This is a genomic window from Promicromonospora aerolata, assembly GCF_042682255.1.
In the GTDB taxonomy this organism is placed as follows: domain Bacteria; phylum Actinomycetota; class Actinomycetes; order Actinomycetales; family Cellulomonadaceae; genus Promicromonospora; species Promicromonospora aerolata.
The window spans coordinates 4,408,012-4,429,564 of sequence record NZ_JBHUHF010000001.1 but is presented as its reverse complement, the minus strand read 5'-3'; the positions used below and the strand labels follow the sequence as shown (position 1 = coordinate 4,429,564).

Sequence of the window (21,553 nt, the reverse complement as noted above, 5' to 3'; positions counted from 1 at the left end):
CGTGTCGCTCCGGTCTTCGTCACGGCTCAGTTCGGCGAATCCGTGGGTGCTGCGTCCGACGGCGGGGCCGTGTCGAGCACCGCCTCGTCCTGCGGCACGCCCGAGTGCCCGTTCTGGGCCGCCAGCTCCTTGGGCGTCAGCACGGGGCCACGCGTGTGCACCGTGCGCTGCTCGCTGGACAGCCAGACGTCGCGCGCGGGGCGCTTCTCGACGGGCCGGAAGACCTCGGCGAGCTCCTTCTGGTTCAGCGTCTCCTTGTCGAGCAGGCGCAGGACCAGCTCGTCGAGCACGTCGCGGTGCTGGGTCAGCACCTCCCACGCCTCGTCGTGCGCTGCGTCGATGAGCTTGCGCACCTCGTTGTCGATGGTGCCCGCCACGGACTCGGAGTAGTCGCGCTGGTGACCGTAGTCCCGTCCCATGAACGGCTCTCCGGCGCTCGTGCCGAGCTTGACCGAGCCCACCAGCTCGCTCATGCCGTACTCGGTGACCATCTTGCGCGCGATGGCGGAGGCCTTCTCGATGTCGTTCGACGCACCCGTCGTGGGGTCGTGGAACACGATCTCCTCGGCCACCCGGCCACCCATCGCGTACGCGAGCTGGTCCAGCAGCTCGTTGCGCGTGGTCGAGTACTTGTCCTCGAGCGGCATCACCATGGTGTACCCCAGCGCACGGCCGCGCGGCAGGATGGTCACCTTGGTGACGGGGTCCGTGTAGCGCATCGCCGCGGCGACGAGGGCGTGCCCGCCCTCGTGGTACGCGGTGATCTTCTGCTCCTTGACGTTCATGACGCGGGTGCGCTTCTGCGGACCGGCCACGACCCGGTCGATGGCCTCGTCCAGGGCACGGTCGTCGATGAGCTGGGCACCGCTGCGCGCGGTGAGCAGCGCGGCCTCGTTGAGGACGTTCGCCAGGTCGGCGCCGGTGAAGCCGGGGGTGCGGCGGGCGACGGCCTCGAGGTCGACCTCCGGGACCATCGGCTTGCCCAGCGCGTGCACCTTGAGGATCGCCTCGCGACCCTTGAGGTCGGGTGCCTCCACGGCGACCTGACGGTCGAAGCGGCCCGGGCGCAGCAGCGCCGGGTCCAGGATGTCGGGCCGGTTGGTGGCCGCGATCAGGATGACGTTCGTCTTGACGTCGAAGCCGTCCATCTCGACGAGCATCTGGTTCAGCGTCTGCTCACGCTCGTCGTGCCCACCACCCATGCCGGCACCACGGTGCCGGCCGACGGCGTCGATCTCGTCCACGAAGATGATCGCCGGCGAGTTCTGCTTGGCCTGCTCGAACAGGTCGCGGACGCGGCTCGCGCCCACACCGACGAACATCTCGACGAAGTCGGAGCCGGAGATCGAGTAGAACGGCACGCCGGCCTCGCCGGCGACGGCACGTGCGATGAGCGTCTTACCGGTACCGGGCGGGCCGTACAGCAGCACGCCCTTGGGAATCTTGGCGCCGACGGCCTGGAACTTGGCCGGCTCGGCGAGGAACTCCTTGATCTCCTGGAGCTCCTCCACCGCCTCGTCCGCACCCGCGACGTCGGCGAAGGTCACCTGCGGGGTGTCCTTGGTGGCCAGCTTGGCCTTGGACTTGCCGAAGCCCATGACCCGGTTGCCGCCGCCCTGTGCCCGCGACAGCAGGAACCAGAACACGACACCGATCAGCAGGAACGGGATCAGCACCGACAGCATGGAGGACCAGAAGCTGGGCTGCGGCACCTCCGAGTCGAACCCGTCGGCCGGGTCGGCCTCGACGATGGCGTCCTCGACCCGGTCGCCCTGCGGCAGGGTGTAGAAGAACTCGACGGTCGTGCCCTTGTCGACCTCCTCGGCGTCCTCGCCCTCACCCTCGGTCACCGAGTACGCCTCGGAGAGCTCGAGCTCGACCCGCTGCTCGCCGTCGACCATGAGGGCGTGCTCGACTGTGCTGCCGTTCAGCAGCTCGATTCCCTGTGACGTCTCGATTCGCGAGACCTTGGGCTGGTTCAGTGCCGAGATGGCCAGCGTCACCACGACCAAGGCGACCAGGATCCAGATGACAGGCCCGCTCAGAAGCTTCTTGATGTTCATCGGCGACGGGGACCGAGCCCCGTTTCCCTCCGCTCGCGCAGTATGTTTCCGTCGAAACTACATGGTCTCCCTGACAGGAGCCCCGAGTGTTCGCCCAGAGCATGTGATGCTCGGGCCACACCTCGCCCAGACGTGACGAACCGCCCGGGATGGGCATTCCGCGGCGTCGAGCGGGACTGAGGAATCAGCCCCCGTAGACGTGCGGTGCCAGGGTGGCAACGAACGGCAGGTTGCGATAGTTCTCGGCGTAGTCGAGGCCGTAACCCACCACGAACTCGTTGGGGATGTCATATCCCAGGTACTTCACGTCGACGTCGGCCTGTGCGGCGTCCGGCTTGCGCAGCATCGCAGCGATCTCGACGGACTCCGGCCCGCGCGAACGGAGGTTCGACACCAGCCACGACAGGGTGAGACCCGAGTCGATGATGTCCTCGACGATGATGACGTTGCGGCCGGTCAGGTCGGCGTCGAGGTCCTTGAGGATGCGGACGACGCCGGAGGACCTGGTGCCGGAGCCGTACGACGACACCGCCATCCAGTCCATCTGCACCTGGTGGTGGAGCCGGCGGGACAGGTCCGCCATCACCATGACCGCGCCCTTGAGCACGCCGACCAGGAGCAGGTCCTTGCCCGCGTAGTCCGCGTCGATCTGGGCTGCCAGCTCGTCGAGCTTCTTGGTGAGCTGCTCCTCGGAGAGCAGGATCTCTGCGAGGTCGGGGCCGACGTCGGACTGGTCCACGAGTTACTCCTGAGTTGTGCTGGGGGGCCGGACGCCGGTCCCACCGTCCGAGATACCGGTCGGCGCGGCGCGCAGGAAAAGACTGCCACACGCGCGACGGGCTCGTGCGCCGCCCGGGAGGTGGACGGACCCTTGACCGCCCCATGACACGACGAGCGCGTCCAGCGCATCCACGTGCCGCGTGGTGGTGTCCGTGGGCTTGCAGCCGACGGCGAGCGCCGCGAGCCGGAGGGTACGACGCCGGAGCGCCGGGTGTGCCTGCTCCAGGAGGCCGACGTCGAGGGCGTGCTCGTCGCCGTCGGCCATCCGGGCCCGGTCCAGGAGCTCCGCGGCGAGGGTGTCGAGCAGGTCCGCGTCGTCACGCAGCTGGTCGGCGCTGCGCCCCAGGGCCTCGACGACACCGGGGCCGAGGGTCTGCTCCAGCACCGGCAGCACCCGTCCGCGCACCTGCGAGCGCAGCGGCGTATAGGCCCCGCGCGCCCGGTCCGTCGCGTCCTCGCGGACCTGATCCGCGTCCTCGCGGACCTGATCCCGCGCCGGCGTGGCGGCGGGCAGCAGGTTGGTCGGGTCGGTCCAGAAGCCCAGGCCCGACGCCGCGCACACGGCCTCGGTCTGCGCCCGCCGCAACCCGAGGAACGGCCGGTGGAAGATCCCCCGCTCCCTCGGCATCCCCGCGAGGGACCGGGCGCCGGCCCCCCGGGCGAGGCCCAGCAGCACCTGTTCCGCCTGGTCGTCGAGGGTGTGCCCGAGCAGCACCCGGGCGGCCCCGGTCTCTCCCGCGACGTCCTGCAGCACGGCGTACCGGGCATCCCGGGCGGCGGCCTCGGGGCCGCCACCGGGCCCGGCCGCCCGGTCCACGCTCCGGACCACCACCGGGTCCAGGCCCAGTGCGCCGCACTGCTCCGCCGCCCGTGCGGCCACCTCGGCGGACCCGTCCTGCAACCCGTGATCCACGATCACCGCACCCGCGCGCACGGCGTACCCGCGGGACCTCACCGAGCGTCCGACCCGCCGGGCCTCGAACGCCGTCGACGCGGCGAGCGCGAGGCTGTCCGCGCCACCGGAGCACGCGACCAGCACCAGGTCCTCCGGGCCGAGCCGGGCCAGCACGGCGCGCACCGCGTTCCGGGCCGCGGCGACGGCGGGGTCGACCCGGGCCACGGTCAGCCCTTCCCGGCGTCGGACGACGGGAGCGCCGCCCTGCCCGCCGTCGTCATCCGTGCACCCTGCGCACCCAGGCACGGGCGTCAGCGATCTCGCGTGCGGTCGGCAGGTTCTCCGGCGCCGCCCACACCGCGTTGAGCCCGTCGCGCCCCACGGTCCGCTCGACGGCGCGCACGAACACCGCTCCGTCGCGGTACTGCGCGAGCTTCGCCTCCATCCCGAGCAGCTTCTGCAGCACGACGTCGAACGTGTTGCGTCCCTCGCCGTCGCGGCGGCGCTCGAACCGCGCGCGGATGCGCCGTACCGACGGCACCACCCGCGGCCCGACGGCGTCCATCATCACGTCCGCATGGCCCTCCAGGAGTGCCATGACGGCGGTGATGTCGGCCAGCTCGTCCTTCTGCTCGTGCGTGAGCATGCCGTCCATGATCGTGCCGCCCTCGCCGCGCAGGGTGGCGAGGACGTTCCGCCCGATCGCGACCACCTTCTTGTCGAACCGCGCCTTGGCCAGCTCCGCCGACGTCCGGGCCATGCCGGCGATCAGGCCCTGCGTGCGGTCCCCGAGGTGGCCGGCGAGCCATGGCGCCGCGGCGAACTGCAGGGCGTGGGTCTGCTCGTGCAGGCACACCCACAGCCGGAAGTCCCGCACCGGGACGCGCAGCGCCTGCTCCGCCTGCAGCACGTTGGGGGCGACGAGCAGGAGCCGGCCGGGACCGGAGTACGGGTCGAACTGGCCCAGCACGCGCCCGCTGAGCAGGGCGAGGACCGCCCCGATCTCGGCGGCACCGGCCATCTGGGCGCCCGGTGACGTCGCCCCCTTGGACACCTCGGCGACGACCGCGCCGATCCCGTCGGTCATGGCGGCCATCGACTGCGTGTTCGCCCGTGCCCAGGTGGCACGGTCGACGATCACCACGGGGCTCAGCGGCCCGCCGTCGTCCCACGCCGCCAGACCCTCCCGTGGGGCCGGCAGCATGCGCGTCGTCTCGAGCACGTGGCCGACGGCGTCTCCTGCCGCGGTCCGCAGACCGCTCACCAGGGAGTCGAGCTCGTCCCGTGGCGCTTGCGGCCCTGGCGCGGCGAGGCGCCCGGCGATCTGTGCTGCCGCCGACCAGTCGACGATCTGCGGGGCGGTGGATGCCTGGGTCACCGGACCACGGTAACGGTCCCGGCAGGCGGGGCGTCAGCCCGGGACCGAGTACGCCGCGAGGTCGCCGACGAAGCCGTCGTAGATCTGCGTGGCGCCCACGGTCTTCTCGGCGGGGATGGAGTCGGCGAGGATCGAGAAGACGAGCATGCGGCCGTCAGCCGTGATCACTGTCCCGGCGAGGGCACGCACCTTGGGCAGGCTGCCGGTCTTGGCGCGCGCGAGCCCGCGCGCGGGGTTGGTCCCCGTGAACCGGCCGACGTCGCTGTCGAGCGTGCCCGTCAGGCCGGCGATCGGCATGCCGACCGCCTCGCTGCGCAGTTCCGGGTGCTCGGGATCGACCATGATCCCGAGCAGGTCCACGAGCTGCTGCGCGCTCAGGTACGAGCCGTCGCCGAGACCGGAGCAGTCCCGCAGCCGGGCGCCGGTCATGTCGACGCCGAGGCGCCGCGCGCTCGAGATCACCGCCTGGGTGGCCCCGTCGTTCGAGCCGGGGAGCCCGGCCTCGACCGCGACGAGGCGCCCGAGCACCTCGGTGATCGTGTTGTCGGAGTACTGCATGGCGAACCCGACGACCTCTGCGAGCGGCGCGGAGCTGACCGTGCCGAGCACCTGGGCGTCGTCCGGGGCGGTCTCGGCGACCACTGCGCCGGCGGTCCGGAGACCCTCGGCCTCCAGCGCGGCGGCGAAGACCTCCGCGGCGTACTTGCCGGGGTCGGACGCGCGCGGTCCGTTGTCAGTGTAGCCGTCGGTCAGCAGCCCTACGTTGATCGCGACGGAGGAGACGGGCGCCACGTAGCCGGCCGCGATGTCCGGGCTCGCCACGGTCGGCGCGATGTCGTCGCCGCTGAAGAGCGTGTCGTCGAGCGCGACCCGCACCTCGGTGGTGCCGGTCACCTTCACCTTGGCGGCGACCTGCCGGGCGAGGTCGGCCAGCCCGGCACGACCGTTGACCGCGTCGGGGTTGCCCTCCCCCGCCGCCAGCATCATGTCGCCCCCGCCGACCAGGACCACGGTGTTGTCCTCGACGAGAACGGCCCTGGTGTCCAGCGTCGTGCCCGCGATGGGCGACGACAGGGCCGCGACCCCGGTGAACAGCTTCTGCGTGGAGGCCGGGGTCATGAGCTTGTCCGGGCTCGACGAGCCGAGCACCTCGCCCGTGCCGCCGTCGGCCACCATGACGCCGACCCGGGAACCGAGCCGCTTGTCCTTGGCCAGGCCCGTCACCAGGCGCTGCATCGCGACGCTGTCGGGGACCGGCGCGTCCTCCGGGAGGTCCTCGAGGAGTGCGACGGGAGCCGGCCCTTCGACGGCGCCGGGGGCGGACGGGAAGGGACTGGGCTCCGGCCACGGCTCGGCCGTGGTGAGCATGCCAGGCACGACGTCGTACGCGTCGGCGACAAGGTACCCACCGAACAGTGCGACGACCGCGGCGACGGCAGCGCCGGAGCGCAACCCCCACTCCATGGGCATCCTCTCGATCGTCACGTAAAAGCCATAGGCAACTCTAGTGGCGGCAAACCATGCAGCGGGTACGGCAGCGGCGATTCGCGGGAGATTTCACCCGCACGCGGCGCCCGTTCGCGCGCGCGACGCGCACGCTGCGAATTATGCCCAACCCGGAGAGTGGTGCTGACCACAGGTAACGGTCGGGACACAAGACACATGGCACACTGGACAGGCGCAAGGCCGCCGCCGCGGTAAGACACTTCGGCGACCATCTTCGAGAACTGGAGCACATCGGCGTGGAGTTCGACGTCACGATCGAGATCCCCAAGGGTCAGCGGAACAAGTACGAGGTGGATCACGAGACCGGACGCATCCGCCTCGACCGCATGCTCTTCACCTCGACGCGCTACCCGGACGACTACGGCTTCATCGAGGGCACCCTCGGCGAGGACGGGGACCCCCTGGACGCACTGGTCCTGCTGGAAGAGCCCACCTTCCCGGGCTGTCTGATCAAGTGCCGTGCCCTCGGCATGTTCCGCATGCGCGACGAGGCCGGCGGCGACGACAAGGTGCTCTGCGTGCCGACGGGCGACCAGCGCGCCGCGTGGCGCCAGGACATCGACGACGTGTCGGACTTCCACCGCCTGGAGATCCAGCACTTCTTCGAGGTCTACAAGGACCTGGAGCCGGGCAAGTCCGTCGAGGGCGCCCACTGGGTCGGCCGCTCCGACGCCGAGGCCGAGATCGTTCGCTCGATCCAGCGCGCCAAGGACACGGGCTACTACGACAAGCACTGACCCGGGGCACGACGTACCGGACGCCCGGGCCACTGACGGCGGCCCGGGCGTCCGTCACGTCCGGTACTCGGACACGCCCGGGCTCAGGGGCGGCCGGCGTACGGCATCGCGCCGGAGAGCCGAAGCGGGTTCTCCGACAGCGGCTGCCCCGGCAGGGTCGCCTCGATCATCATGCCGCCGCCGGTGTACATGGCCACGTGGTAGATCGACGACGGGTCGCCCGGGTTCGAACCGTAGAAGATGAGGTCTCCCGTCCGGAGCGACCCGTAGTCCACCTTGCCGACGGCGAGGTACTGCGACCGCGAGGTGCGGGTGATGTCCACACCCTGGCTCGCCCACGACCTCATGGTCAGGCCCGAGCAGTCGTAGTGCGTAGGACCGGCGGCCCCGAGCAGGTAGGGCGCACCCACCTTGGTGCGCGCCCAGGCGACGGCGCCGGCGCCTCGGTCCTGCGACCCCTGGGTGACGCCCGACGTGGACGGCCCCACGAGCGGCGGGACGGGTGCACCCTCCGGGGCCGGCGCGGGGGCGCCGCCGGAGCCGTCCAGGGCGCCGGACGCAGCCCCGGACGCTGAGCCGTCCGCGACGCCGGAGCCGGCCTCCGCCCGGGCGTGCTCCTGGCGCTCGAGCTCCGCCTTCGCCGCAGCCTCGCGGACCGCCTCCGCGGCGACCGCCCGTGCTTCCTCTCGCTGCCGCTCGATCTCGACACTGGTCTGCCGCAGCTGCGCGAGCCGCGCGACCAGGGCCTGGCGCTCCGTCTCCGCGGCCCGGGTGCGCGCCTCGAGGTCGGCCGCGGCGGCCTGGGCGGCGGCGAAAGCAGACTCCGCCTGAGCGGCCGCCGTCGCGCGCTGCTCCTTCGCGGCGGTCCACCGGGCATCGGCCGACTCCGCCGACGCGCGCGCCTCCTGGTACTCGGCCATGGCCCCGCCGAGCTTGCGCTGCACCGCGCGTTCGGCAGCACTGCGCCCCACCATGTCGGGCACGGACTCGGCGCCGAAGGCGACGTCGAGGGATCCGAGGTCGGCGTCGCGCACGGACGCCCGGTACACCTCGGCCAGGCTCGCGCGCGCCGACACCTCGCCCTTGCGTGCCGCCCGCGCAGCACGGCGGGCGGCGGCCACCTCCTGCTCCGCCTGCTCGACCGCCTCCTGCGCCTCGGCGTAGTCGGCAGCGGCCACCTGGACACGGACGCGGGCCGCCTCGAGCTCCGAGCGGAGCGCGGTGAGCGCAGCCTCCGCCTGCTGGACGTCCAGCGTGCCGGCCGCGACCGCGTCCTGCGCCGCCTGGGCTTCTTCCGCGGTGGGCGGATCGGGCGGGGGGTCCGCTCCCGCGGTCGGCCCCCACGGGATCACCAGACTGAGCGCCAGCACCGCGACTCCGAGCGCGCGGAGCGCCAGCGTCGTGCCGTGGCCGTGCCTCGACTCGTCCACACCTCGGATACGCCCCATGATCCCCTTTCCCGATCAGCGCTACTTCCGGCGTGTCGCCTTGCGCGGATCTTGTGAATCACTTCCGTGTCACGGTCCAATGTGGCCCAGGCTGCCGGATCGCGCTACCGGAGTGCGCCGCACAGCCTCAGCGCCGACGTCCGCCATCGTCCCGGGCCCGTCTCATTTTTCGATCTCACGATTCAAGACATGACTTTCGGTGCCGCCCGCAGCCGTCTACGGTCTCACCCATGACTCGTCGAATGTGCAGTTGCTGAACCAGCGCACGTTCGCCTGCCCTCGGCCGTCCGGCCGACTTCCGCGTGCGCGCCTCCCCGCCGCGGACCACCTCCTGATGCGCAGGCCCCATGGGGCACGTCGCGGCACATCTCGGCCAGTTCCGCCCGAAGCACGCCACCAGCTACAGGAAGCAGGAGAGCCATGACTCAGCCCCAGTGGTCGTTCGAGACCCGCCAGATCCACGCCGGCCAGGAGGCGGACCCCACCACGGGAGCCCGTGCCCTGCCGATCTACCAGACCACGTCGTTCGTGTTCCCCGACGCCGGGGTGGCCGCCGACCGGTTCGCGCTCAAGGATCTCGGCCCCATCTACACCCGCATCGGCAACCCGACGACACAGGTGGTCGAGGACCGGATCGCGAGCCTCGAGGGCGGCGTCGGCGCGCTCCTGGTGGCGTCCGGCCAGGCTGCCGGGTCGCTCGCGCTGCTCAACCTCGCCCAGGCGGGTGACCACATCGTCGCCTCCGCGAGCCTCTACGGCGGCACGTACAACCTGCTCCACCACACGCTGCCGAAGTTCGGCATCGAGACCACGTTCGTGAACGACCCGCACGACCTGGACGCGTGGCGTGCCGCCGTCCGGCCGAACACCAAGGCGTTCTTCGGCGAGACCATCCCGAACCCGCGCTCCGACGTGCTCGACATCGAGGGCGTCGCCGCAACGGCGCACGAGGCCGGGGTCCCGCTGATCGTCGACAACACCGTCGCGACGCCGTACCTGATCCGCCCCTTCGAGCACGGCGCCGACTTCGTGGTGCACTCGGCGACCAAGTACCTGGGTGGTCACGGCACCACGATCGGTGGCGTGATCGTCGACGGTGGCAGCTTCGACTTCGCCGCCGACCCGGACCGGTTCCCCGGCTTCAACACGCCGGACCCCAGCTACAACGGCCTCGTCTTCGCGCGGGACCTCGGCGTCGGCTCGGCGCTCGGGGCGAACCTCGCGTTCATCCTCAAGGCCCGGGTCCAGCTCCTGCGGGACCTCGGCGCGGCGATCTCGCCGTTCAACGCGTTCCTCCTCGCCCAGGGCATCGAGACGCTGTCGCTGCGGATCGAGCGCCACGTCGCCAATGCGCAGCACGTCGCCGAGTGGCTGGAGGCCCGGGACGACGTCGGAACGGTCCACTACGCGGGCCTGCCGAGCTCGCCCTGGCACCCGAACGCGCAGAAGTACGCGCCCAAGGGTGCCGGTGCCGTGCTCGCCTTCGAGCTCGACGGCGGTGCCGATGCCGGGCAGGCGTTCGTGTCTGCCCTGGAGCTGCACTCCAACGTGGCGAACATCGGCGACGTCCGGTCCCTCGTGATCCACCCCGCCTCCACGACCCACTCACAGCTCACGGCCGAGGAGCAGGCGCTGTCGGGGGTCACCCCTGGCCTGGTCCGCCTCGCCGTCGGCCTGGAGAACGTGGAAGACATCCTTGCCGACCTGGAGCTGGGCTTCACGGCGGCCAAGGGTCTCCTGGGCGGGGAGAAGTAGCAGCAGCAACGATGTGACGTCGCCGTCCGCGCCGGGGCAGGGCCCCGAGCTCACCACACCGAGCTCACCACACCAAGCCGCAGGAGACACCATGGCCATCACCACCCCGAGGGCCGCGCACGACACCCCGGACCAACCCGTCCGCTCGTTGCTCGTGCCCTTCCCTGCGCCGGACGGCGCACACGGCCGGGACGGCGGCGCCCCGCCGAGCCCGGCCGACCCCGTACAGACCTCACGCTCGCGCAGCAAGCCGCCGGTGCCCGCGAGCGGCGCCTGGCGCGAGGGCGACGACCCGGGGCACCGGCTGTTCGCCGACGTCGGTGCGTTCGACCTGGAGGCCGGTGGGCGGCTGCCCGCCGTGCGCGTGGCCTACGAGACCTGGGGCACCCTGAACGCCGACGGGTCCAATGCCGTCCTGGTGCTGCACGCCCTGACGGGTGACTCGCACGTGACCGGCGTCGCCGGCCCGGGACACGCGACCGACGGCTGGTGGGCGCAGACGGTCGGCCCGGGCAAGCCCATCGACACCGACCGGTACTTCGTGGTGGCACCCAACGCGCTCGGCGGCTGTCAGGGCACCACGGGGCCGTCGTCCCTGGCGCAGGACGGGCGGCCGTGGGGCGGGCGCTTCCCCTACATCACGACACGCGACCAGGTGGCCGTGGAGATCGCCCTGTCCAAGGAGCTCGGGATCCGGTCGTGGGAGCTGGTGGTCGGCGCGTCGATGGGCGGGCTGCGCGTGCTCGAGTGGGCGCTGCTCGGGCCCGAGGCCGGCATCGACGTGCGCAACGTCGCCGCCATCGCCACGACCGCCCAGACCGGCGGCGACCAGATCGCGTGGGCACACCCGCAGCTCGCCGCGATCCGGGTGGACCCCCGCTTCCGCGACGGCGACTACTACTCCGCCGCCGACGACGACGGTCCGCACACCGGCCTCGGCATCGCGCGACAGATCGCGCACACGACGTACCGCACGGGCTACGAGCTGGACCAGCGCTTCGGCAGGCTGCCGCAGGGTGGCGAGGACCCGTTCGCGGGCGGCCGCTTCGCCGTGCAGTCGTACCTCGAGCACCACGCCGACAAGCTGGCCCGACGGTTCGACGCCAACTCCTACCTGGTGCTCACCGAGTCGATGCTGTCGCACGACCTGGGCCGGGACCGCGGCGGCGTCGAGGCCGCGCTCAGCCAGATCACGGCGCGGGCGCTCGTGGTGGCCGTGGACAGCGACCGGCTGTTCCCGCCCACCCAGTCCGCACGGCTCGCCCGGTGGATCCCGCAGGCCGAGTCCCTGCGGATCGTCACCAGCGACGTGGGCCACGACGGGTTCCTGGTCGAGGCCGACCAGATCGGCCCGATGGTGAGTGAGTTCCTCGGGTAACCATCCAGCAGGCCGGCGGTCCCGGGACTAACGTGGCCGTATGGCAAAGCTCAATCCGTACCTCAGCTTCCGGTCCGAGGCCAAGGATGCCCTGGACTTCTACCAGTCCGTGCTCGGCGGTGAGCTCGACGTCAGCACCTTCGGTGAGAACCCGATGGAAGGGATGCCCACGCCCGACGAGGACAAGGACCTCGTCATGCACGGGCAGCTCGACACCTCGGGCGGCCTCACGATCATGGCGTCGGACACGCCGTCGTTCATGGAGTACGTGGCGCCCTCGGCCGGCGTCACCGTCGCACTGACGGGCGGTCCGGACGACCACGACTACATCAAGGGCGCCTTCGAGAAGCTGTCCGACGGCGGGACACCGGGCCAGCCGTTCGAGCTCGCGCCGTGGGGCGACTACTACGGGCAGCTCACCGACAGGTTCGGCATCTCCTGGATGTTCGACGTCGCCGCCACGTGATCCGGGGCGTCGTGGTGTGGTCCGGGGTCGGTTAGGGTCGCCGCATGCTTGCCGCCTATGTGACCAGCTTCGCACCCGACAGCCCGCTCGACGGCCTGGAGGTGGGTGACCGCCCCGAGCCGGACGCCGTGGAGCACTGGACCACCGTGGACGTGCGGGCCGCGAGCCTGAACCACCACGACCTGTGGTCGCTGCGCGGAGTGGGCCTCAAGGAGCAGCAGCTGCCGATGATCCTCGGCACCGACGCCGCCGGTGTGACCCCGGACGGCGCGGAGGTGATCGTGCACGGCGTCGTCGGGGCCGACGGCCACGGCGTCGGGCCGAAGGAACCGCGATCCCTGCTGTCGGAGCGCTACCCCGGCACGCTCGCCGAGCGGGTGTCGGTACCGACCGCGAACCTCGTGCCCAAGCCTGCCGAGCTCTCGTTCCAGGAGGCGGCCTGCCTTCCCACGGCCTGGCTCACCGCGTACACCATGCTCTTCACCGCGGGCGGGCTCACCCCGGGCGACCGCGTGCTGGTGCAGGGCGCGGGCGGCGGGCTCGCCACCGCCGCCGTCACGCTCGGGGCGGCGGCCGGCCTGGAGGTCTGGGTGACGTCGCGCTCCGCCGAGAAGCGCGAGCGCGCGGTCGCGCTGGGCGCCGCGGGTGCCGTCGAGACCGGCGCACGTCTGCCCGCCCGTGTCGACGCGGTGCTCGAGTCCGTGGGCCAGGCGACGTGGGCCCACTCGATCCGCTCCGTACGCCCCGGCGGCTCGGTGCTGGTCTGCGGCGCGACGTCGGGTGATGCTCCCCCGGCCGAGCTGACGCGCGTCTTCTTCCAGGAGCTCCGGGTACAGGGCGTCACGATGGGCTCGCGCGAGGACCTCGGCGCGCTCGCCCGGTTCTGCGCCAGGACCGGTGTACGCCCGGTGATCGACGCCGAGGTGCCGCTCGCGCAGGCCGCCGACGGCCTGAGCCGGCTCGACGCGGGCAACCAGTTCGGCAAGGTCGTCGTCCAGCCCTGACCCGAGGCTCAGGCGAACCGGCGCGCGAACTCCTCGACCAGCGTCGGGCCGGTGTCGCCGATCCGCCACACGTTCCAGCCGTCGGCCGTGTACGAACCCGATGCCGCCGTGGCGGCGGAGTCGGGGTGCCGGTAGCGGGCACCGTTGGCGAGCTCGATGGCGCCGTCCGGCAGGAGCATCGCCTCGAAGTGCTGGTTCCGGCGCGGCCGGGACCACACGACGCGCGTGGGCGTACCGATGCTGCGGGCGAGCGCCTCCAGGTCGGGGTCGTCCTCCTCCTCGAACAGCATCGGCGTGCTGGCACGGATGCTCTCGCTCGGCGGCACGGGACGGGCCGGCGCCTCGGGCGCGCTCGACGGGTACGGGTCGGCTCCGAACGACGGCTGCCCGAACCCGTCGTCGGGGCCGGCCAGGTAACCACCGGACTCCCAGGGGCTCTGCTCCGTGATGACCGGAGCCGCGTTCTCCGGGTAGGGCGACTGGTACCCCTGCTGATCGCCGTAGGCGTAGCCGTTCTGGTCGCCGTACGCGGCGGGCGCGTCAGCCGGGTACCCGTACGCCGACACGCTGGGTGCGAAGCTCGACTCCGCGCCGTAGGTGGGCTCCGGCGTGTACCGGGGCCGGGTGATGTCGAAGTCGGACGGCTCGTTCGAGTCCGCACCGGAGTAGGCGGGCGGCGCGTCGAACGACGGCGGCTGCCACAGGTCCTCCTCCACCGGCGGCTGCGGCGCGGGGGGCGGCGGCGGCGAGTAGCCGGGCCCGGTAGCCGACGGCGGCTCGTCCGGCTGGCTGGACGCCGCGAACCGGTCGATGCGCGACCGACGACGCACGGACGCCAACGGCGCCGACTCGGCCGCGGGCTCGGGAAGCGGCGGGACGGCCGTGTCGCCGAGCGAGGAGCGGCTCGTCGCGAGCCGCGGCGGAGTGCTCGGCGTCGGACGGGACTCCGCACCGGGCCGCACGGACGAGACCGGGGCGCTCGGCATGCTGCCGCTACCCGGTTCGCTCGCCGGCGGTACCGGCGGAGCGGCTGGTGGGGCCGGCGTGGCGCTGGGCGCCGCCGCGGCGGCCTGGGCGCGGCGTGCGGCACGGGTGCCGGCCGCACGCTCAGGGGTTCCTGCTCGGGGCGCGTGCTCCGACGTACCGGCGTCCGCCGCACGCTCGGGCGCGCCGTTGCGGGGCGCGGCACCGCGGAGGCTGGACCGCAGGCCGGTCGCGGCGTTGGTCGGACCGGCGGACGGGTTGTCGGCAAGCGGCTTGTCGGCCAGCGGCTTGTCGGCCGGGGACGGAGCAGGTTCCGCACGGACCGGCGTCTGTCGCGCACGCTCGGCACGGGACTGGGGCACCTGCGGTGACCGGCTCTGCGGCGCCTGCGCGACGACCGGCATCTTGCCGGTGAGCGCGTAGCCGACCTTGACGCCCTCCTCGAACGCGTCCTTGGGCGCCCCGGTACCGCCGACGACCCCGCCGGTGACGCCCGCGTCCATCGGGCTGCGCAGCGACCCCTCCATCGAGCTCGTGATGGAGCCGCCGATCGGCGCCGACTTGGGCGCGGGCAGGCCCGGTGGCAGATGCACCACGAGGGGCGAGACGTCCAGGAACTTGCGGCCGTCGTCCGAGTTCACGACGCCCATCTTCAGCACCTCGACGGGCATCGTCGGCTGGCGCAGGAAGTCGACGGCGTTGAGGATCTCGTCGGGCGCGTTCTGGCAGATGATGATGAGCCGAGCGCCGCTGCCACCGTTCTTGCCCGACTGCGTGCGGGTGATCGGCACGCTGTCGTAGAACGCGGCGACGTCGTGCTGGAACGAGCTCGCCCCGCCGCTGTAGCGCGCCGCGAGGTCCGCCCGGGTCAGCCGGCCGGCGGCCCCGGCGTGGTCGAGCGCCTTGGCGAGGTTGTCCCGGTCGAGGTCCGCGACCAGCTCGACGACGACGGGCGAGCCCGACGCGTCGAGCGCCAGCAGGTGCGGCTCGTCGGGGCCGGAGCCCTGCGCGATCGGGAACACCTCTTCGCCGAGGAGCCCGTCGATGTGGGAGTCGACCACCTGGTTGGCCGTGGTCTTCAGTCCTGGTTCCGAGCCGTGCGCACCGTTCGCGGACGTCACGAGGAGGGGCCGCTGGGTATCGACCTCGAACAATGGCATCTCGTGATCTCCCCGGGTCCTGCGGCATCGGTCCGCCTTAGCCTAAAGGCCGCGCGCAAGAGACCGGAAACACGGGGGTGAAGGTGTCGTGTTGCTTGTCCGAGGGCCCGGGGTCGTGCTCGACGGCCGGCCTCAGGAGTGGCCGGTCTCCGCCTCGTCGGCAGCGAGCCGCTCCTCCACCCGGGAGATCTTGCTGTCGATCTGCCCGGCGGGCGCACCAGGACGGATGTCGGCCTTGATGACCAGGGACACCCGGTGCCCACCGGCGGCCACGGCCTCGGTGGCACGCTGGATCAAGGGCATCACCTCGTCCCACGCGCCCTCGATCTCGGTGAACATCGAGGTCGTCCGGTTGGGCAGGCCCGACTGCCGGACGATGCGAACGGCCTCGGCAACCTGCTCGGCAACGGACTCGCCCGCGGTCATGGGGGCGACGGAGAACGCGAAGACAGCCATGTACCCAGTCTGCCCCGACCCGGGCGGGATGTTCTGACAGAACCGCCGCACACGTAGGCTCGACGCGTGAACGTCACCCTCCTCGCGGGCGGGGTCGGCGGTGCGCGGCTCGCGCACGGCCTCGATCTCGCGCTCGGCGCGGCCACTACCGACACTCCCTCCACCACCACTCCCCCAGCCGCTCCCCCGGCGACGCCCGCGCACCCGCTCACCGTCGTCGTGAACGTCGGCGACGACACGGAGCTGCACGGCCTCGCCATCTCCCCGGACATCGACACCGTCGTGTACACCCTGGCGGGCCTGAACGACGAGGAACGGGGCTGGGGCCTGCGCGGCGAGTCGTATGCGACCCTGTCCGCCCTGCGCGACCTGGGCGAGGACACGTGGTTCACGCTCGGCGACCGGGACCTCGCCACGCACATCGTCCGCACCCAGCGCCTGCACCGTGGCGAACCGCTGTCGGCCGTCACGGCGCACCTCGCCCGCTCGATGGGCGTCGGGCCGCGCATCGTGCCCGCCACCGACGACCACCTCGCCACCCTCGTCGACACCCCCTCGGGCCGGCTCGGGTTCCAGGAGTACTTCGTGGGGCGCCAGCACGCGGACGCCGTCCTCGGCCTGCACTTCGACGGGGCCGAGACGGCCCGGCCCGGCCCCGGCGTGCTCGACGCGCTGGCCGCCGAGCTGGTGGTGCTCGCGCCGTCGAACCCGTTCCTGTCGATCGAGCCGCTGCTGGCGGTGCGTGGGGTCCGCGAGGCGCTCGCCACCGCCCGGGGACGCCGCGTGGCGGTGAGCCCCATCGTGGGCGGGCAGGCGATCAAGGGGCCGGCGGCCCAGATCCTGGAGACGCTCGGGCACGAGGTGTCGGCCCTCGGCGTCGCGCGCATCTACGCGGACCTCGTGGACGTCATGGTGATCGACGACCGCGACGCCGGACTCGCCGGACCCATCGCGGACCTCGGCCTGGCCGTGCACGTCACCGACACCGTCATGGGCGGCCCGCCCGGCCGCGAGCGCCTGGCCCGCGAGCTGCTGGCGCTGGCGTGAGCAGGGCGACCTCGCCGGAGGGCCCGGGCACGACGGCGGTGGTGCCGCTCCGCGACGGCGTCTCCGGCAAGTCGCGGCTGGCGGCGGTGCTCGACGCCGGCTCGCGGCGCCGGCTCGTCCGGGTGCTGGCCCGGCACGTGGTGGAGACGCTGCTCGCCACCGACGGGATCGGGCACGTCGTGGTGGTGACGGCGGACCCGGTGTTCGCCCGGGAGACCCTGGCCGGGCTGACGGTCGAGGTGCTGGAGCAGCCGGTTGCACGGCCGGGCCTGAACGCCGCGCTGGAGCATGCCCGCGAGGTGCTCGCGCCGAGGGCGCAGGGGCTGAGGCCCGGGGTACCGGATCCTGCCCCCGGCCGGCTCCTCGTCGCGCACGCCGACCTGCCCGCCCTGACTCCGGAGGACGTCACGGCCCTCCTCGCCGAGCCCACCCGGGTGGTCATCGCGACGGACCGCGACCGTTCCGGCACCAACCTCCTGCTCCTCCCCTTCGAGGCCGAGGCTGATTCGCTTTCAGCGGCCGCAAAGCGAAGAAACCTTGGCTTCGAAGGGGAGGGGGACGGGGACGAGCCCTTCCGGTTCCGGTTCGGGGTCGGCTCGCTCGTCGCGCATCTTTCGGAGGCGGAGGTTCAGGGGCTGGACGTGACGGTCGTGCACCGTCCGGGTACGGCCGTCGATCTGGACACTGCGGACGACTGGTCGCAGCTTCCGGACGAGGTGCGGGCCAAGGTCGGCCACGAGGTGCCCGGTCTGATGTAGTTTGCGCGGTGTCTACGAGTGCTGCTCGTGATTCCGTCCCAGACCCAGGGAGACACCGTGAGTGCTGTGCAGAACGTTGGAATCGTGGGCGCGGGGGCCGCTGGGCTCGCGACCGCCATCCTCTTGGCCGAGTCCGGGGCCGACGTCGTCGTGTACGAGGCGAAGCCGAGCCTGGGCGCGCTCGGGTCCGGCATCACGATGCAGGGCAATGCGCTGCGGGCCTTCGACCGGCTCGGGGTCTGGGAGCAGGTGCGGGCCAGGTCGTTCTCGTTCGACGTGACCAGCATCCGGGCGCCGGGGCCGGAGGCGCCCCTGGTCGCCGAGATGCACGACAACCGGATGGGCGGACCCGACTACCCGGCGACCGCGGGCATGTTCCGCCCCGACCTGGCCGAGATCATGCTGGCCCGGGCCCAGGCGCTCGGCGCCCGCATCCGCTTCGGCACCCGGGTCACGGCCGTGCACCAGGACGACGACGGCGCCACGCTCGTCCTCGCGACGGACGCCGGCACGCAGGAGGCGACCCACGAGCTCGTCGTGGGGGCGGACGGGCTCAACTCCGCCGTCCGTGCACTCATCGGCATCGAGACCCGTCCGGAACCGAACGGGATGGGTATCTTCCGAGCCTTCGTCGCGCGGCCGGCGGGGGCCGACCACACGGAGCTGGTGTTCGGCGGCCCCTCGTACATCGCGGGCTTCTGCCCCACGGGCGAGGACACGATGTACGCGTACCTGGTCGAGGACAAGCAGGACCGGCAGGGCATGACACCCGAGGAGGGCTCGAAGCTCATGGCAGAGCTGGCTCGCCCGTACGGCGGCCACTGGAACGCCATCCGAGCCCAGCTCGAAGCGGGTGTCGAGCACGTCAACTACACCTGGTTCACCAGCCACGTCGTCACCGAGCCGTGGAACCGCGGTCGCGTGGTCATCATCGGCGACGCGGCCCACTCCTGTCCGCCCACCGTCGCCCAGGGTGCCGCGCAGGCCGTCGAGGACGCCCTCGTGCTGGGCGACGTCCTCGCCAGGCACGACGGCCTGACCGAGGAGCTGTGGGCCGAGTTCCACGGGCGCCGCGTCCCGCGCGCGACCACGGTGGTCGAGGCGTCGAACCAGATCACGAGCTGGCTGCTGGCCCACGAGCGCGGCGACGTGCAGGGCTTGCACACCACGATCTCGGAACTGGTCTCCCGGGAGCCGTGACCGACAGCGCGCCGTGACCGGCCGCGAGCCGTGACCGGCCGCGGCTGACGGCGGCGCGGGCGGGCTCACCACCCGCCGCGGCGGATGACCTCGTCCAGAGGCTTGCGCCTGCGGCGGGTGGGCGATCCCTTCGCCCCGCCGTCGGCCGGGTGCCCGACGGCGACGACGCCGGTGATCTCGAACTCGTCCGGGATGCCGAGCTCCGCCCGGACCGTCCCGACGTGCTCGGGCGGAACGCCGAAGAAGCACGCGCCCAGCCCCTCGTCGACGGCGGTCTGCAGCATGAGCAGCGACGCCATGCCCACGTCGATGTGCCAGAACGGGACCGGCCAGCGCGCCTCGTCGAGGTCCGCCCAGCCCTTGTCCTTCTCGGCGTACCGCCGCAGGTACGCGGCCTTGGACGCGAGGGCGAGGACGATCACCGGTGCCGTCCGCATGCCGGTGAGCCAGGCCGAGAGGTCCCGCTCCGAGTCGTCCGGCGTCGATGCCGCCCAGAACCGGTCCCGGTCCTCGACGGCCTCCAGCACCACGAACGCCCACCCCTGGCTGAACCCCGCGCTGGGGGCGCGGACGGCGTTGCGGGTGATCCGGTCGACGGCCTCGGCGGAGACCGGCTCATCGGTGAACTTGCGGTGCATCCGGCGCTTGCGGACGACGTCCTGGAATTCCATGGGCCCATTCTCGTTCCCCGCGCACGGAGCTTCGGCAGGCCACGAATCGCGTTGCCGTACGGCAGCGCGCCCGTCAGCCTGAGCACATGACTCTTCAGGCGATCGACCAGGCGACGCTGCCGCACGGCAACTTCGAGGGATACCTCCACGGCTCAGAGGTGTCCGTCATCTTCGAACGTGTCGCCGAGGACGGCGTCGGGCCGAGGCTGCACCGGCACCCCTACTCGGAGACCTTCCTGATCCGGTCCGGCCGGGCGCTCTTCACCGTGGGCGGCGAGGAGCTCCAGGCCGTGGGTGGCCAGATGCTCGTGGTCGAGGCGATGGTGCCGCACAAGTTCCGGACCCTGGGCGCCGACCTCTACGAGGCCGTCCACATCCACGCGAACGACCGGTTCGAGACCGAGTGGCTCGAGTGAGCCGTCAGCAGGTGGCCAGCAGCGCCGGTACCAGCACTCCGTTCAGGTCGTACAGCGGCTCGTCGGTGTAGACCGGGTAGGCCATGTCCCGCCCGGTGACGGCGAGCGAGAGCTGCCGCTCGCCGTCGGGCGACGTGAAGTTGAACGAGAGGGTCCCGTACGACACGCCGTCGTGCCCGTACAGCCAGCCGCCGGGGACGCACGGGTCGGGGATGCGGTAGACGCCCAGACCGTAGTCCGGGAACATCTCGTGGTCCACGGTGCGAGGATCCAGCATGTCCGCGGTGGTCTCCGGGTCGACCAGCCGGCCGGTGACCAGGGCCTCGGTGAAGTCGGCGAGATCCTCGGTGGTGCTGGTGACGGCGCCGGCCGCGTCGAACAGGCTCGGGTCGAAGTGGTCGAGGTCGTACCAGCCGGCGCCCTCGGGTCCCGTGTAGGCCGACTCGTGCAGGAACGGGCCGCGTACGCCCGGGTCGTCCGGGTAGGCGCTCTGCCGCATGCCCGCCGGAGCGAACACCCGGTGCCGCAGCAGGGTCTCGACGCTGTGTCCCGTGACCTCTTCGAGCATCACCCCGAGCACCACGTAGCCGGCGTTCGAGTAGGAGAAGTCGGTCCCCGGCTCGTGCATCCACGGCGCGGACCGCGCCGCCTCGAGGTGGTCGGCCTCCGTGACCTCCTGGCCCATCACCGCGAAGACCTCGTCCACCGAGGTCGGATCGGCCACCCGGGACAGGAGGATCCAGTCGGTCGCGGTCGGCGCGCCCGAACGGTGGCTCAGCAGCTGCTCGATCGTCACGTCCGCCGGCATGACACCGGGCAGCACCTCCGCCACGGGTGTGTCGAGCGTCCAGGTGCCCTTCTCGACCTCCTGCATCACGAGCGTCGCGATCATCGGCTTGGTGTTGCTCGCGGCCCGGAACCGGTCGCGCGGCCGGGCCGGCGCGTGACCCTCGCGCTCCCGGGTCCCGGCGGCACCCCGCCAGATGTCGGACGCCGTCTCGACGCGCGCCGTGACCCCGATCGCGCCGTCCGCGACGACGGCGTCCAGGGCGGCATCGAGCTCGGCGTCGGCCGGTGTCGTCGGGCCCTGCGCCAGCGTCCGGTTCCTGGCGAGGTCGCGCTGGGCCGCGCGGGCCGCGTCGGCGACCACCTCGGACAGCGGGGCGTCGGCGGCGGTGACGGCCGGCGACGGCGACCGGTCGTCTGCTGCGTGCGCGGACCCTGCGACGGCCAGTGGCGCCGCGAGCGCCAGCGACGCGCTCAGCGCGAGCGCCGCCCGGCGGGTGGTGCGATCCATGGGAGTCTCCTTCGTCTCGGCGGTGCTCCCATCCTCCCGACGCACGCCCCCGAGGAGATCACCCGCCGGACTGATATCCCTCCGACCTGCGACGGAACTCGCCATCCCGGCGAAACCGCCGAACGTAGGCCTGGTTGCTCCAAGAACGCTCAGA

General features: G+C 72.3%; 19 protein-coding genes. 9 read left to right on the top strand and 10 right to left on the bottom strand.

Annotated features, from left to right (window positions below; all coding sequences use genetic code 11):
* Positions 1-26: 26 nt before the first annotated feature.
* The 5 genes from ftsH to dacB all read right to left on the bottom strand — a co-directional run bounded on the left by ftsH (position 27) and on the right by dacB (position 6,601).
* A complete protein-coding gene (ftsH, locus tag ACFSL2_RS19820) occupies positions 27-2,063 on the bottom strand; it encodes an ATP-dependent zinc metalloprotease FtsH (RefSeq protein WP_377199482.1) in 2,037 nt (678 codons plus the stop codon).
* A 184-nt stretch (positions 2,064-2,247) separates the two neighbouring features.
* Positions 2,248-2,802, bottom strand: coding sequence for a hypoxanthine phosphoribosyltransferase (hpt, locus tag ACFSL2_RS19815; protein WP_377199481.1), 555 nt, complete (start codon positions 2,800-2,802; stop codon positions 2,248-2,250).
* 3 nt (positions 2,803-2,805) lie between these two features.
* On the bottom strand, positions 2,806-3,963 hold the full coding sequence (gene tilS, locus ACFSL2_RS19810; RefSeq protein WP_377199480.1) for a tRNA lysidine(34) synthetase TilS: 1,158 nt from the start codon (positions 3,961-3,963) through the stop codon (positions 2,806-2,808).
* Between the two features lie 52 nt (positions 3,964-4,015).
* Entirely contained in the window at positions 4,016-5,116 is a 1,101-nt protein-coding gene (locus ACFSL2_RS19805; RefSeq protein WP_377199479.1) for a zinc-dependent metalloprotease, read from the bottom strand.
* A 33-nt stretch (positions 5,117-5,149) separates the two neighbouring features.
* The gene (gene dacB / locus ACFSL2_RS19800; protein WP_377199478.1) at positions 5,150-6,601 is read right to left on the bottom strand and encodes a D-alanyl-D-alanine carboxypeptidase/D-alanyl-D-alanine endopeptidase; all 1,452 of its coding nucleotides are present in this window, start codon (positions 6,599-6,601) and stop codon (positions 5,150-5,152) included.
* Positions 6,602-6,858: 257 nt separating this feature from the next.
* Between dacB and ACFSL2_RS19795 the strand changes: the two genes are divergently transcribed.
* Positions 6,859-7,359: an inorganic diphosphatase gene (locus ACFSL2_RS19795; RefSeq protein WP_108493354.1), complete on the top strand. Its 501-nt coding sequence runs from the start codon at positions 6,859-6,861 to the stop codon at positions 7,357-7,359.
* An 83-nt stretch (positions 7,360-7,442) separates the two neighbouring features.
* Here the strand turns inward: ACFSL2_RS19795 and ACFSL2_RS19790 are convergent, their stop codons facing one another.
* Positions 7,443-8,807, bottom strand: coding sequence for a C40 family peptidase (locus tag ACFSL2_RS19790; protein WP_377199477.1), 1,365 nt, complete (start codon positions 8,805-8,807; stop codon positions 7,443-7,445).
* A 420-nt stretch (positions 8,808-9,227) separates the two neighbouring features.
* Here ACFSL2_RS19790 and ACFSL2_RS19785 point away from each other — a divergent pair, with 420 nt between their 5' ends.
* The 4 genes from ACFSL2_RS19785 to ACFSL2_RS19770 all read left to right on the top strand — a co-directional run bounded on the left by ACFSL2_RS19785 (position 9,228) and on the right by ACFSL2_RS19770 (position 13,410).
* The gene (locus ACFSL2_RS19785; RefSeq protein WP_377199476.1) at positions 9,228-10,562 is read left to right on the top strand and encodes a bifunctional o-acetylhomoserine/o-acetylserine sulfhydrylase; all 1,335 of its coding nucleotides are present in this window, start codon (positions 9,228-9,230) and stop codon (positions 10,560-10,562) included.
* 91 nt (positions 10,563-10,653) lie between these two features.
* Positions 10,654-11,940: a homoserine O-acetyltransferase MetX gene (gene metX, locus ACFSL2_RS19780; protein ID WP_377199475.1), complete on the top strand. Its 1,287-nt coding sequence runs from the start codon at positions 10,654-10,656 to the stop codon at positions 11,938-11,940.
* Positions 11,941-11,980: 40 nt separating this feature from the next.
* Positions 11,981-12,406: a VOC family protein gene (locus tag ACFSL2_RS19775; RefSeq protein WP_377199474.1), complete on the top strand. Its 426-nt coding sequence runs from the start codon at positions 11,981-11,983 to the stop codon at positions 12,404-12,406.
* A 44-nt stretch (positions 12,407-12,450) separates the two neighbouring features.
* A complete protein-coding gene (locus tag ACFSL2_RS19770; RefSeq protein ID WP_377199473.1) occupies positions 12,451-13,410 on the top strand; it encodes a zinc-binding dehydrogenase in 960 nt (319 codons plus the stop codon).
* 8 nt (positions 13,411-13,418) lie between these two features.
* Here ACFSL2_RS19770 and ACFSL2_RS19765 read toward each other — a convergent pair whose 3' ends face one another.
* Both ACFSL2_RS19765 and ACFSL2_RS19760 read right to left on the bottom strand, forming a co-directional pair.
* On the bottom strand, positions 13,419-15,554 hold the full coding sequence (locus tag ACFSL2_RS19765; RefSeq protein ID WP_377199472.1) for a restriction system modified-DNA reader domain-containing protein: 2,136 nt from the start codon (positions 15,552-15,554) through the stop codon (positions 13,419-13,421).
* Positions 15,555-15,686: 132 nt separating this feature from the next.
* On the bottom strand, positions 15,687-16,010 hold the full coding sequence (locus ACFSL2_RS19760) for a thiamine-binding protein (protein ID WP_377199471.1): 324 nt from the start codon (positions 16,008-16,010) through the stop codon (positions 15,687-15,689).
* Positions 16,011-16,076: 66 nt separating this feature from the next.
* On the opposite strand from ACFSL2_RS19760, the gene cofD reads away from it, so the two are divergent.
* From cofD to ACFSL2_RS19745, 3 genes are all read left to right on the top strand, one after another.
* Entirely contained in the window at positions 16,077-17,057 is a 981-nt protein-coding gene (cofD, locus tag ACFSL2_RS19755; protein ID WP_377199470.1) for a 2-phospho-L-lactate transferase, read from the top strand.
* The gene (locus tag ACFSL2_RS19750; protein WP_377199469.1) at positions 17,054-17,815 is read left to right on the top strand and encodes a CofC family guanylyltransferase; all 762 of its coding nucleotides are present in this window, start codon (positions 17,054-17,056) and stop codon (positions 17,813-17,815) included. Before cofD ends, ACFSL2_RS19750 begins: the two co-directional genes overlap by 4 nt.
* 66 nt (positions 17,816-17,881) lie before the next feature.
* On the top strand, positions 17,882-19,015 hold the full coding sequence (locus ACFSL2_RS19745; protein ID WP_377199468.1) for an FAD-dependent monooxygenase: 1,134 nt from the start codon (positions 17,882-17,884) through the stop codon (positions 19,013-19,015).
* 65 nt (positions 19,016-19,080) lie between these two features.
* On the opposite strand, the gene ACFSL2_RS19740 is transcribed toward ACFSL2_RS19745, so the two are convergent.
* On the bottom strand, positions 19,081-19,686 hold the full coding sequence (locus ACFSL2_RS19740) for a nitroreductase family protein (RefSeq protein WP_377199467.1): 606 nt from the start codon (positions 19,684-19,686) through the stop codon (positions 19,081-19,083).
* An 86-nt stretch (positions 19,687-19,772) separates the two neighbouring features.
* Here ACFSL2_RS19740 and ACFSL2_RS19735 point away from each other — a divergent pair, with 86 nt between their 5' ends.
* Positions 19,773-20,102 (top strand): cupin domain-containing protein, encoded by a 330-nt coding sequence (locus ACFSL2_RS19735; protein WP_377199466.1) that lies wholly within the window; start codon positions 19,773-19,775, stop codon positions 20,100-20,102.
* Positions 20,103-20,106: 4 nt separating this feature from the next.
* On the opposite strand, the gene ACFSL2_RS19730 is transcribed toward ACFSL2_RS19735, so the two are convergent.
* Positions 20,107-21,399 carry a serine hydrolase domain-containing protein gene (locus tag ACFSL2_RS19730; RefSeq protein ID WP_377199465.1) on the bottom strand — a complete coding sequence of 431 codons (1,293 nt, stop codon included), beginning with the start codon at positions 21,397-21,399 and terminating at the stop codon, positions 20,107-20,109.
* Positions 21,400-21,553 lie beyond the last annotated feature (154 nt).